At 68.7% G+C, this 11,683-nt stretch carries 12 protein-coding genes; 10 read left to right on the top strand and 2 right to left on the bottom strand.

What is annotated here, in order from left to right:
- The first annotated feature begins 14 nt into the window (after positions 1-14).
- The 3 genes from alc to DMB80_RS03985 are packed head-to-tail and all read left to right on the top strand — an operon-like array spanning position 15 to position 2,598.
- Positions 15-1,034, top strand: a complete 1,020-nt coding sequence (gene alc, locus DMB80_RS03995) for an allantoicase (RefSeq protein WP_111508640.1) — start codon at positions 15-17, stop codon at positions 1,032-1,034.
- Positions 1,031-1,546 (top strand): hypothetical protein, encoded by a 516-nt coding sequence (locus DMB80_RS03990; protein ID WP_111508639.1) that lies wholly within the window; start codon positions 1,031-1,033, stop codon positions 1,544-1,546. The genes alc and DMB80_RS03990 overlap by 4 nt, the downstream gene beginning before the upstream one ends.
- Positions 1,547-1,566: 20 nt before the next feature.
- Positions 1,567-2,598, top strand: a complete 1,032-nt coding sequence (locus DMB80_RS03985; protein WP_111508721.1) for an isopenicillin N synthase family dioxygenase — start codon at positions 1,567-1,569, stop codon at positions 2,596-2,598.
- On the opposite strand, the gene DMB80_RS03980 is transcribed toward DMB80_RS03985, so the two are convergent.
- On the bottom strand, positions 2,591-3,736 hold the full coding sequence (locus DMB80_RS03980) for an iron-siderophore ABC transporter substrate-binding protein (RefSeq protein WP_111508720.1): 1,146 nt from the start codon (positions 3,734-3,736) through the stop codon (positions 2,591-2,593). The genes DMB80_RS03985 and DMB80_RS03980 overlap by 8 nt on opposite strands.
- 215 nt (positions 3,737-3,951) lie before the next feature.
- Between DMB80_RS03980 and ctaD the strand changes: the two genes are divergently transcribed.
- Together ctaD and serB are read left to right on the top strand one after the other, a co-directional pair.
- Positions 3,952-5,697 carry an aa3-type cytochrome oxidase subunit I gene (gene ctaD / locus DMB80_RS03975; RefSeq protein ID WP_111508719.1) on the top strand — a complete coding sequence of 582 codons (1,746 nt, stop codon included), beginning with the start codon at positions 3,952-3,954 and terminating at the stop codon, positions 5,695-5,697.
- A gap of 28 nt (positions 5,698-5,725) precedes the next feature.
- A complete protein-coding gene (gene serB / locus DMB80_RS03970) occupies positions 5,726-6,955 on the top strand; it encodes a phosphoserine phosphatase SerB (RefSeq protein WP_420812116.1) in 1,230 nt (409 codons plus the stop codon).
- Here the strand turns inward: serB and yczR are convergent, their stop codons facing one another.
- Positions 6,956-8,395, bottom strand: a complete 1,440-nt coding sequence (gene yczR, locus DMB80_RS03965; protein ID WP_111508637.1) for a MocR-like transcription factor YczR — start codon at positions 8,393-8,395, stop codon at positions 6,956-6,958.
- 62 nt (positions 8,396-8,457) lie between these two features.
- Here yczR and DMB80_RS27995 point away from each other — a divergent pair, with 62 nt between their 5' ends.
- The 5 genes from DMB80_RS27995 (at position 8,458) to DMB80_RS03945 (ending at position 11,674) form a co-directional block, all read left to right on the top strand.
- Positions 8,458-8,610 carry a hypothetical protein gene (locus tag DMB80_RS27995; protein WP_157863537.1) on the top strand — a complete coding sequence of 51 codons (153 nt, stop codon included), beginning with the start codon at positions 8,458-8,460 and terminating at the stop codon, positions 8,608-8,610.
- A gap of 71 nt (positions 8,611-8,681) precedes the next feature.
- Positions 8,682-9,305: a membrane protein YczE gene (gene yczE, locus DMB80_RS03960; RefSeq protein WP_240431003.1), complete on the top strand. Its 624-nt coding sequence runs from the start codon at positions 8,682-8,684 to the stop codon at positions 9,303-9,305.
- 13 nt (positions 9,306-9,318) lie between these two features.
- A complete protein-coding gene (locus DMB80_RS03955) occupies positions 9,319-10,170 on the top strand; it encodes an ABC transporter ATP-binding protein (protein ID WP_111508635.1) in 852 nt (283 codons plus the stop codon).
- Positions 10,167-11,012 carry an NUDIX hydrolase gene (locus DMB80_RS03950; protein WP_111508634.1) on the top strand — a complete coding sequence of 282 codons (846 nt, stop codon included), beginning with the start codon at positions 10,167-10,169 and terminating at the stop codon, positions 11,010-11,012. The genes DMB80_RS03955 and DMB80_RS03950 overlap by 4 nt, the downstream gene beginning before the upstream one ends.
- Positions 11,009-11,674: an enoyl-CoA hydratase gene (locus tag DMB80_RS03945; RefSeq protein ID WP_111508633.1), complete on the top strand. Its 666-nt coding sequence runs from the start codon at positions 11,009-11,011 to the stop codon at positions 11,672-11,674. Before DMB80_RS03950 ends, DMB80_RS03945 begins: the two co-directional genes overlap by 4 nt.
- Positions 11,675-11,683: the final 9 nt, after the last annotated feature.

Raw genomic sequence — 11,683 nt, 5'->3', positions numbered from 1 at the left:
AGAGGGCGGAGCTCATGACGGCGCAGCACGGGATCGACCTCGCCTCGCGGATTCTCGGCGGACGTGTGGTCGCTGCCAGCGACGAATCGTTCGGTGTCAAAGAACGTCTGGTCGACCCGGCCGAACCGGCGTTCGTGCCCGGCACCTACGACCTGCGCGGTGAGGTGGTCGACGGGTGGGAGACCCGTCGCCACGCCGGGCCCGGGGGCGACTGGGTCATCATCCGACTCGGCGCGCCGGGCGTGCTGCGCGCCGTCGACGTCGACACCCGGTTCTTCTCGGGCAACCACCCGACCGCATGCCGGGTGGACGCCTGCGTGCTCGGTGTCGCCGACGACGCGTGCGCACCTACCGTGAACTGGGTTTCGCTCACGGAATGGACTGCGCTGAAACCGGACTCGCCCAACATGCTGACCGTGGCCGACCACAGACGGTGGACGCACGTGCGGCTGCGCCTCGCCTCCGACGGCGGGGTGGCCCGCGTTCGTGTCTACGGTGAGGTCCTGCCCGATCCGGCCGACTTCTGCGATGTCAGCGTCGAAGTGTCGGGGCTCGAACAGGGCGGTCGCGTCGAATGGTCAAGCGACAGCTTCTATTCCGATGCCTGCGCGCTCATCCGGCCGGACCGACCCCGCACCATGGGGGACGGTTGGGAGACCCGCAGGCGCCGCGACGTCGGACCCGAGACCCACGACGCCGTCCTGATCTCGTTCGGGTTCCCGGCAGACCTTCGGCGGCTCGAGATCGACACCTCCTGGTTCGTGTTCAACGCCTCCCTCGAGGTGTCGGTGCTGGGCAGCCGCCATCGCCCCGACCACAACGGCTGGGCGAGGGTGCCGTTCGACGTCGCTGTGCTGGACCGGACACCGCTGGCACCGGACACCCGGCACCGGTTCACAGTCGCCGTCGACGATGTCTGTGCACTGCGGGTGCAGGCCTATCCGGACGGCGGGATCGCCCGCATCAGGGCGATCGGCACACCGACACCAGCAGGGATGCAACGCCTTCGGGCGCGCTGGCACGAGGCCCGATGACCGAGGTGTCGGCGGGCGAGCACATCGGATTGTGGCGCCGCGTGCTGCTGGTACCGGCCGAGGGGCCGCCGGACACGTCCACCGACGTGCTGTGGCTGCAGGGGCCGACCGGCTATGTCGACACCCGCGGCTTCGCCGGCGTCCTCTCTGCGACCGACGACGTGTTCCACTGGCGCCGCGACGTCGACACCGAGCCGACCGACATCCCCGATGCGGGTCGGATGCATTGGGAGGGAACAACACTGGTGGAAACAGGCGTTCACGAGCGCTACACCGAACACTGGGTGCGCGAAGACGGTCCCGTCGAACCCGCAGGTGCACTGTTCCTGTCGGCCGGCCCGCAGAGGGCCGTCCTGGTCCGCGTGGGTGAGCTGATCGGCTGGGCGACCGCCGCGGGCGCCCAGGTCACCCACGCCGACCGGATACGCGACTGGCGATGCCACGACGATCACATCGTCGTCGACGGTGTCCGCTGGACGATCACCGCACGAGAAGGAGTGACGACACCGTGAGCAGTGCCGGCAACGCTGGAATGTCTTTCACGTCGATACCGGTCATCGACATCGGCGGTCTGTACTCGGACGAGCCCGCCGACCAGGAGCGGGTCGCCGCCGAGATCGGGGCCGCCGCCCGCGACATCGGCTTCTTCTACATCCGCGGATCGGGCATCGACGAGGCGTTGTTCGACCACCTGCTGGCGGCCACGAAAGAGTTCTTCGCTCTCCCCGTCGAGGAGAAGATGCGCAGCTACATCGGTCTGTCCCGATGCCACCGCGGATACGTCCCCGTCGGCGAGGAAGGTGTCGAAACCGGTGTCGGCGACTACAAGGAGGCGTTCGACACCGGCTTGGACCTCCCGGCCGACGACCCCGACCACCTGAGCGGGAACCCGATGCTCGGGCCGAACACCTGGCCCGCGGTACCCGGCTTCGCGGCCGCGGTGACGGCCTACTACGACGCCATCATGGCCGTCGGGCACCGGCTGCTCCGGGCGTTCGCGGTGGCGCTGGGGGAGGACCCGGACGTGTTCTCCCGACACGCCACCAAGCCGCCGAGTCAGCTGCGCCTGGTCCACTACCCGTTCAATTCGGAGGCCAGTGACGCACCCGGGATCGGCGCGCACACCGACTACGAATGCTTCACGTTGCTCAAACCGACAGCGCCGGGGCTGGAAGTGCAGAACGGCGCCGGGGAGTGGATCGACGTGCCGCCGATCGAGGGCACGTACGTGGTCAACATCGGTGACCTGTTGGAGTTGTGGACCAACGGGGTGTTCGTGGCCACCAGCCATCGCGTGCGGCGCGTCGCCGAGGAGCGCTACTCCTTCCCCCTGTTCTTCAACGTCGACTACGACACCGTCGTCGCACCCCTGCCGCAGTTCGCCGATGCCGCCGCCTCGCAACGCCCGGCGTTGCGCGCGGGCGAGCATCTCTTCGCGCAGACGGCGCAGACCTTCGCGTATCTGCGCAGCCGCGTCGAATCCGGTGAACTGGTTCTGCCCGACGGAGCGCTGGAACCCAACCAGTTCGGTCAACAGTCGCGTCATCGCGACCGGGTCAGTTGATCGGCGCGTTGACCAGCCGCAGGTCGGTCATGATGCCGCGGGCGGCCACAATGCCCTCGCCTGTCTGCCAGATCTCGTTGTTGACCGCGTAGACGCGGTTGTCGCGGTTGGCCGACAACTTCTTCCACGCATCGCTGTCCATCACCTTGGGGGCTCGTTCGCGAGCCTCGGCGGTGGCGAACGAGACGTAGACGATGTCGCCGTCGGCGGCGGAGAAGTCGGGAGAGCCCGCGAGGTCGGTGTCGGTGATGCCCACCTCGACGTAGGGCTTGTCCGAGAAACGTTGTGTGACAGGTCGATCCACACCGACGTCGGCGATGACACTGCCCGGGAAGTTGTCGGTGCCGAAGATGCGCATGGTGGTGTCGGTGAACTGCACGACCGAGGCCTGGAAGTGGGTGGCGTCGCTGTCGGAGCCCACCCGGTCGGCCTGGCGGTCGAAGTCCTCGACGAGCCGATTGGCGGCCTCGAGCCGACCCGTCGCGGCGCCGACCGCGCGCAGATCGTCCTTCCACGCCGTGCCCGGCGGACCGGTGAACACCGTCGGCGCGATCTGCGCGAGAGCCGGGTGCTCCTCCGGAGTGAGCCCCACCGAGCCGAGGATCAGGTCGGGCCGGGCACCCCGCACGGCGTCGAGGTCCGGGTCGGTCCGGCTGCCCGTCGCCGGCAGCTCGTGGATCGCGGTACCGAGATACGAGGGTTGATCGGAGGAGCCGTCGGGCAGAGCGGCGGCGACGACGCGGGACTGCAGCCCCAGCGCGCACAGCGCGTCGAGCTGATCGCCGGCGAGGGCGACGATGCGCTGCGGGTCGGCCACCACCGTCGTGGTGTCGGGGATCGGGGGAGTGATGGCGTGCCCGGTGGCGTTGCGCACCTCCCGCTCGGGCGGACCGTCATCGAGCGGTGCGGGCTCCGGCGCACAGGATTCGTCCGGTCGCCGGTCGTTGCCCAGAACGCCCGCGCTCGCGATGCGGGTGGTGCTGGTGACGATCGACGTCGGAGGGGCTGCGGGTCCCGTCGCCTGGTCCGATTGACCGCATCCGGACAGCAGGGCCGCCAGTACGGTGCCGAGTGCGATCACGGGCACGCGCTGAGCGCCGGAACGGCTGGTCCACGCTGCTGCCAGCGACACGGCCATCGACACGACGCAGACGGTAACACCGGCCTCTCCGCCGGGGCTCCCGATGCTGGTCACGCGGGTCGGCGACCCAGGTGCTGACGTGATTACGACAGTTTGTAGGACCACCCCGACTTCTGTCGGGTTCGGGGGTTAGGATTGCGGTCGAACTTCACCGGGAAAGCGTGTCGGCAAGCCTGTGCCATCCCGGTGCGTCAGGAAGGTTGGAGGACCAATTGGTAGCCGAAGCGCCCCCAATCGGAGAACTCGAGGCACGGCGTCCTTTCCCGTCGCGCATCGGGCCCAAAGGCAACCTGATCTACAAGCTGATCACGACCACCGATCACAAGCTGATCGGCATCATGTACTGCGTCGCGTGCTTCGCGTTCTTCCTCATCGGCGGGCTGATGGCGCTGTTCATCCGCACCGAGCTCGCGGTGCCGGGTCTGCAGTTCCTGTCCAACGAGCAGTACAACCAGCTGTTCACCATGCACGGCACGGTGATGCTGCTCTTCTATGCGACACCGATCGTGTTCGGGTTCTCCAACCTGGTGTTGCCGCTGCAGATCGGCGCCCCTGACGTCGCCTTCCCGCGGCTGAACGCGTTCTCGTTCTGGCTGTTCCTCTTCGGCGCCCTGATCGCGATCGCCGGCTTCATCACCCCGGGTGGTGCCGCCGACTTCGGCTGGACGGCGTACTCACCGCTGACCGACTCGATCCACTCGCCCGGCGCGGGTGGCGACCTGTGGATCATGGGTCTGGCCGTCGGCGGTCTGGGCACCATCCTCGGCGCCGTCAACATGATCACCACGGTCGTGTGCATGCGCGCCCCGGGCATGACGATGTTCCGGATGCCGATCTTCACCTGGAACATCCTGGTGACGTCGATTCTGGTGCTGCTGGCGTTCCCGCTGCTGACCGCGGCGCTGTTCGGCCTCGCCGCCGACCGGCACCTCGGCGCCCACGTCTACGACCCCGCCAACGGCGGTGTGCTGCTGTGGCAACACCTGTTCTGGTTCTTCGGCCACCCCGAGGTGTACATCATCGCGCTGCCGTTCTTCGGCATCGTCAGTGAGATCTTCCCGGTGTTCTCCCGCAAACCGATCTTCGGCTACACCACGCTGATCTACGCCACGCTCGGTATCGCCGCGCTGTCGGTGGCGGTGTGGGCGCACCACATGTACGCGACCGGCGCGGTGCTGCTGCCGTTCTTCTCGTTCATGACGTTCCTGATCGCCGTCCCCACGGGCATCAAGTTCTTCAACTGGATCGGCACGATGTGGAAGGGACAGCTGACCTTCGAGACACCGATGCTGTTCTCGGTCGGGTTCATCGTCACGTTCCTGCTCGGTGGCCTGTCGGGTGTGCTGCTGGCCAGCCCGCCGCTGGACTTCCACGTCACCGACAGCTACTTCGTGATCGCGCACTTCCACTACGTGCTGTTCGGCACCATCGTGTTCGCGACCTACGCCGGCATCTACTTCTGGTTCCCGAAGATGACGGGCCGACTGCTCGACGAGCGGCTGGGCAAGGTGCACTTCTGGCTGACGTTCATCGGCTTCCACACCACGTTCCTCGTGCAGCACTGGCTCGGTGACGAGGGCATGCCGCGTCGGTACGCCGACTACCTGCCCAGCGACGGGTTCACGACGCTGAACATCGTGTCGACCATCGGCGCGTTCATCCTCGGCCTGTCGACGCTGCCGTTCCTGTGGAACATCTTCAAGAGCTGGCGCTACGGCGAGCCGGTGATGGTCGATGACCCGTGGGGTTACGGCAACTCCCTGGAGTGGGCCACCAGCTGCCCGCCGCCGCGGCACAACTTCACCGAGCTGCCCCGGATCCGCTCCGAGCGGCCCGCGTTCGAGCTGCACTACCCCCACATGGTGGAGCGCATGCGGCGTGAGGCCCACGTCGGGCGCGCGCACGGACCCGAGGACGGCGACGTGACGCGGATCGACGGCGTCGAGGTTCGCAGCTGATCCCGCGCGCTCGGGTTCTGCGGGGGTGGTGAACACGTCGAAGGTGTCGGTTCTCATCACCGTCACCGGTCGAGACAAACCGGGTGTCACGTCGGCGCTGTTCGAAGTGCTCTCCGCGCATGACGTCGAGCTCCTCAACGTCGAGCAGGTCGTGGTCCGCGGTCGTCTGACGCTCGCTGTCCTCGTGGCGGGACCCGCAGACGTGGCGGGTGGCACCACGTTGCGTGACGAGGTGCAGTCTGCGATCTGGGACGTCGGACTCGACGTGACGATCGAGGGCAGTGACGGTCTTCCCGTTCTGCGTCAGCCCTCCACCCACACCATCGTGGTGCTGGGCAGACCCATCACCGCCGGTGCCTTCGGTGTGGTGGCCCGAGAGGCCGCTGCGCTCGGTGTCAACATCGACACCATTCGCGGTGTCTCCGACTATCCCGTCACCGGGCTGGAGATGCGGGTGTCGGTGCCGGCGGGTACCTACCGGTCACTGCAGACGGTCCTGGCCACCGTCAGTGCCGAGCAGGCCGTCGACATAGCAGTCGAGGATTACAGCCTGTCCCGCCGTGCCAAGCGGCTGATCGTCTTCGACGTCGATTCCACGCTGATCCAGGGTGAGGTCATCGAGATGCTGGCGGCGCGGGCCGGCGTCGAGGGCAAGGTCGCCCAGATCACCGAGGCCGCGATGCGCGGTGAACTGGACTTCGAGGAGTCGCTGCGCGAACGGGTAGCGACACTGGCCGGGTTGCCCGCCCGGGTGGTCGACGAGGTGGCCGAGCAGATCGAGCTCACCCCCGGTGCCCGCACGACGCTGCGCACGCTGCGGCGGCTCGGCTATCACTGCGGTGTCGTCTCCGGCGGTTTCCGGCAGGTCATCGAACCGCTCGCCGAAGACCTGATGCTCGATTTCGTCGCCGCCAACCACCTCGAGATCGTCGACGGCACGCTGACCGGGCGCGTGACGGGCACGGTGGTGGATCGCCCCGGCAAAGCAAAGGCATTGCGGGACTTCGCCGCTGCGTTCGGCGTTCCGATGGAGCAGACGGTTGCGGTCGGCGACGGCGCCAACGACATCGACATGCTCACCGCGGCCGGGCTCGGCGTGGCCTTCAACGCCAAACCCGCCCTGCGCGAGGTCGCGGACGCCTCGCTGAGCCACCCCTACCTCGATACGGTGCTCTTCATCCTCGGCATCACCCGAGGGGAGATCGAGGCCGCCGACGCGCTCGACGGGATGGTGCGCCGGGTCGATATCCCGGACTGATCACACGATGACGGCGGCTGGTTCGGCGGGTGCCGATCCGGTCACCGTCCGCCAGGCCCGAGCCAGCAGCGTGATGGATTCGACGAGCTGATTGTCGGGCAACGTGTAGGGCACGCGGATGAACCGCTCGAGCGTGCCGTCCACACCGAAGCGGGGGCCGGGCGGGATCTCCAGACCCATCCGCGACGCTGCCGCGGACAACGCCGAACTCATCGGCGCGGGTAACCGCACCCACAGCGACATCCCGCCCGTTCCGGGTGCGGGGCGCCAGTCGGGCAGATGCTCGCGCATCAGGTCGAGCAGCAGCGCCCGCCGGGTCCGCAGGATCTCCCGCCGTTCCGGCAGCACGTCGTTCTCGGCGGCCAAAAGCCTTGCCGCAGCGAGCTGTTCGAAGACCGGGGTGCCCATGTCGACCGCTGGTCGCAACGCCGCCACGGTCGCGAGCGTGGTTCGCTCGGCGCGGATCCAGCCGATCCGCAACCCACCCCAGAACGACTTCGACATCGATCCGACCGTCAGCACCAGATCCCGGCCCGCGGTCAGCGACGCGGCGAAAGGGGGTGGTACCTGCTCGTCGAGCCACATGTCGGTGATGGTCTCGTCGATGATCGTGCGGGTGCGGGTATCGGCGATGATCTGCGCGAGCCGGCGCCTGCCGGCGGGCGGCAACGTCAACCCGGTGGGGTTGTGGTTGTCGGGGATGAGATAGGCCAGGCTCGGCACCAGCTGCCGGATCGCCGCCTCCACGGCGTCGAGCTCCCATCCCGTGGATGTCATCGCCACGGGCACCGGCCGCACGCCGCGGGTGGCCATCGCCGCAAGTCCACCGTGATACGTCGGCTGCTCGACGAGCACGCGATCGTCGGGCTGGGTGTAGGTGGCCAGGATCAGGCCGATCGCGTGCAGCGCGCCGGTGGTCACCATGATCTCGTCCGGATCGGTGGGAAGCCCTCTGGCGCAATATCTTTCGGCGATGGCCTCGCGCAGTGCCGGCACGCCACGCAGTTCGATGCCGATGTCGCGCAGATACGGGGTGACCAGCTCGGCCGCGTCGGCATAGGCCTGCGACACCACCGCGGCAGGGGCAGCGAGCGTCGCGGCGGCCAGATTGGCGGTCGGAATGGTCAACGAGGGTGCCGACGGGGACACGGGCAGCGCGGTCGTGCTGCGGGCACCTTGCCTGGCGTTGAGATATCCGTCCTCGCGCAGCTGGGTGTACGCCGCAGTCACCGTGGTGCGGGAGACGTGCAATGCCTCGGCCAGCGCGCGCTCGCTGGGCAGCCGCGCCCCGATCGGGATACGACCGTCCACGATCAGCAGCCGGATCGCATCGGACAGGCCGTGGTAGGCCGGCCCGGTGCGACTGGACGTGCGCCAGTTGCCCAGTTCTCGGCACAACAGATCCACATCGAGGGATCTGGCAGTCATTGACCCAGTCATTGAGGCCAGTATTGCCCAACTGGCTATTGATGGGCAAGCCAGTCCAGCCAGATGATGGCGGCATGACTCACTGGATATCTCGACTGGCCCTCCGGCTGGCTGACCTGTACTACCTCCCGTCTGTCGGCGGAACGCTCGACGAGCGCGACTCCGACGCCCGCCGCATGCGTACCGAGCTCGACGCGATCCGCATGCACTTCCCCGACCACGCGTGAGGTCCGCAGTCGGAAGGGGAGCCGTGCGTGGCGCCATCCTGCTCGCCGGGCTCACCGGCTACGGCACCTCCATGGCGATGATGGTGCGCGCCGGCCTCGGGCTGGACCCCTGGGACGTCTTCCACCAGGGGCTGGCACTGCGCACCGGAATGACGATCGGCACGGCCTCGGCGGTCGTCGGGGTGGCGGTGCTGCTGGCCTGGATCCCGCTGCGCAACCGACCCGGAATCGGCACCGTCGCCAACGTCATCGTCATCGCCGTCACCGTCGACGGTGCGCTGACCCTCATCACGGCGCCGCAGTCCCTGCCGGCCCACGCCGCGCTGATGGTGGGCGCCGTGGTCCTCAACGCACTGAGCACGGTCCTCTACATCGGCGCGGGGCTCGGGCCCGGACCGCGGGACGGACTGATGACGGGACTGGTGGGCGCCACCGGTCGCTCGGTTCGTCTGGTCCGCACCACGATCGAGGTCACCGTGCTGGCACTCGGGTGGCTCCTCGGCGGCACCGTCGGCATCGGAACGCTGGCGTACGCCTTCGGGATCGGGCCGCTGGTGCAGCTGTTCGTCCGCCTGACCCCGCCGCGCCTCCTCGCGGCCAGCGGATGGGCGCAGGTCCGTCGACCTGTCACCGCGGGCGAGGCGGGCCCACTCGTCGAGTCAGGCGTCGCTCACGGGTCACACCGCGAGGGCTGACTACGATGAGCGGGTGCCAGCCGACCCCGGTGATGAAGAACCAGTAGCCGACGAAGACCTGCTCATCGACTTCGCGAAGGTCACGTTGCGGCGCAACGGGCGTCTGCTGGTCGGGCCCATCACCTGGTCGGTGGAGCTCGACGAACGGTGGGTGATCGTCGGACCGAACGGAGCCGGCAAGACGTCGCTGCTGCGCATCGCCGCCGCCATGGAACACCCGTCGTCGGGCACCGCCTTCATCCTCGGTGAGCGACTGGGCCGGGTCGACATGTCGGAGCTGCGGGCCCGCATCGGGCTGAGCAGCGCCTCTCTCGCCCAACGGGTTCCCGACGACGAGATCGTGCGCGACCTCGTGGTGTCGGCGGGCTACGCGGTGCTCGGCCGGTGGCGGGAGCGCTACGACGACGTCGACTACGCCCAGGCTCTCGACATGCTCGAAAGCGTCGGCGGCGAGCATCTGGCCGACCGTACCTACGGCACGCTGTCCGAAGGCGAGCGGAAACGGGTGCTCATCGCGCGCGCCCTGATGACCGACCCCGAGCTCCTGCTGCTCGACGAGCCGGCCGCGGGGCTGGACCTCGGCGGCCGTGAGGAACTCGTGGCCCGGCTCAGTGATCTCGCACTCGACCCGGACGCGCCGGCGATGGTGCTGGTCACCCACCATGTCGAGGAGATCCCGCCCGGCTTCTCACACTGCCTGATCCTGTCCGAGGGCTCGGTCGTCGCCGCCGGCCTGCTCACCGATGTGCTCACCGCAGACAATTTGTCCGCCGCCTTCGGTCAGTCGATCGCCCTGGATCTGATCGACGGCCGCTACTTCGCGCGCCGCGCGCGCACCCGAGCCGCCCACAGGAGGCGTTCATGACGTCCGACGATCCGCTGGTTCCGCGCCCCGCGGCGACCGTGATGCTGCTGCGCGACAAGGCCCATGGGATGGCCGAGGGAATCGAAGTCTTCCTGATGCGCCGGCACGCGGCGATGGAGTTCGTCGCCGGGGTGATGGTGTTTCCCGGCGGCGGGGTCGACGACCGCGACCGCCACGCGGACATCGCCTGGCACGGACCCGAGCCGCGCTGGTGGGCGGAGCGGCTCGGTGTCGACAGCGAGCTCGCCGAGGCGCTGGTGTGTGCCGCCGCGCGGGAGACGTTCGAAGAGTCCGGAGTGCTGTTCGCGGGCTCTGCCGACGATCCCGACCTGCTGGTCGACGACGCGTCGGTCTACCGCGAACAGCGTGCCGCGCTGGAGAGCAAGCAGTTGTCGTTCGGTGAGTTCCTGCGCGCCGAGAAGCTCGTATTGCGGTCAGATCTGCTGAGGCCCTGGGCCAACTGGGTGACTCCGAAGGAAGAGCGCACCCGCCGCTACGACACGTACTTCTTCGTCGGCGCACTGCCGCAGGGGCAGAGCGCCGACGGCGACAACACCGAAACCGACAAGGCCGGCTGGGTGACCCCTGAGGCTGCCCTCGACGACTTCGCCGAGGGCCGCAGCTTCCTGCTCCCGCCGACCTGGACGCAGCTCGACGCGCTGGCCGGCCGCACGGTGGCCGAGGTGCTGGCCGTCGAGCGGCAGATCGTCGCGATCGAGCCGTCGCTGTCGGCGAAGCCGGGCGGCAATTGGGAGATCGAGTTCTTCAACAGCGAGCGCTACAACGCCGCCCGCAATCGCCGCGCCCCGCAAGGCCACACTGACCGCGCCTCGCAGTCGTGAGCGAGTTCGTCAGCGTCCACACCAGCCGCGACCAGGCCTCCGACGAGCCCCGGATCGCGACACTCCTGCTGTCGCGGCCGCCGACGAACGCCCTGACGCGCCAGGTCTGCCGGGAAATCGTCGAGGCCGCCGAGGACCTGAGGCAGCGGCAGGATCTCGCCGCGATCATCGTGTTCGGCGGCCACGAGATCTTCTCCGCTGGCGAGGACATGCCCGAACTGCAGACCCTGGACACCGACGAGGCCGCGGTGGCCGCGCAGCTGTGCCAGACGGCCGTCGAGGCGCTCGCCGCGGTGCCCCGCCCGACGATCGCCGCCGTCACCGGCTACGCCCTCGGAGCGGGACTGGCCCTTGCGCTGGCCGCCGACTGGCGGGTCAGCGGCGACAACGCGAAGTTCGGGGCTACCGAGATCCTGGGCGGGATGGCCCCCGTCGGCGGCGGCGCGACGCGCCTGGCCGCCGCCGTCGGCCCCAGCAAGGCTCGAGACCTGGTGTTCACGGGGCGCTTCGTGGACGCGCGGGAGGCACTCGCACTCGGTCTGGTCGACGAACTGGTCGCGCCGGACGGCGTGTACGACGCCGCGCTGGCCCGGGCGCGCCGCTTCCTCGACTATCCCCCCGACGTGCTCGCTGCAGCCAAGGCCGCCTTCGACCGGCCGTGACCGGCCGTG

The organism is Mycobacterium kyogaense, from assembly GCF_003254575.1.
GTDB lineage: Bacteria > Actinomycetota > Actinomycetes > Mycobacteriales > Mycobacteriaceae > Mycobacterium > Mycobacterium kyogaense.
The sequence above is the reverse complement of the archived record's forward strand: the minus strand, read 5'-3'. Positions and strand labels throughout refer to the sequence as shown.

Excerpts from the sequence above, each read along its gene's own strand:
- yczE (WP_240431003.1), top strand. The coding sequence starts at position 8,682 with ATGGCGATGATGGTGCGCGCCGGCCTCGGGCTGGACCCCTGGGACGTC.
- DMB80_RS03985 (WP_111508721.1), top strand. The coding sequence starts at position 1,567 with ATGTCTTTCACGTCGATACCGGTCATCGACATCGGCGGTCTGTACTCG.
- DMB80_RS03990 (WP_111508639.1), top strand. The coding sequence starts at position 1,031 with ATGACCGAGGTGTCGGCGGGCGAGCACATCGGATTGTGGCGCCGCGTG.
- DMB80_RS03980 (WP_111508720.1), bottom strand. The coding sequence starts at position 3,736 with ATGGCCGTGTCGCTGGCAGCAGCGTGGACCAGCCGTTCCGGCGCTCAG.
- yczR (WP_111508637.1), bottom strand. The coding sequence starts at position 8,395 with ATGACTGGGTCAATGACTGCCAGATCCCTCGATGTGGATCTGTTGTGC.
- DMB80_RS03950 (WP_111508634.1), top strand. The coding sequence starts at position 10,167 with ATGACGTCCGACGATCCGCTGGTTCCGCGCCCCGCGGCGACCGTGATG.
- alc (WP_111508640.1), top strand. The coding sequence starts at position 15 with ATGACGGCGCAGCACGGGATCGACCTCGCCTCGCGGATTCTCGGCGGA.
- DMB80_RS27995 (WP_157863537.1), top strand. The coding sequence starts at position 8,458 with ATGACTCACTGGATATCTCGACTGGCCCTCCGGCTGGCTGACCTGTAC.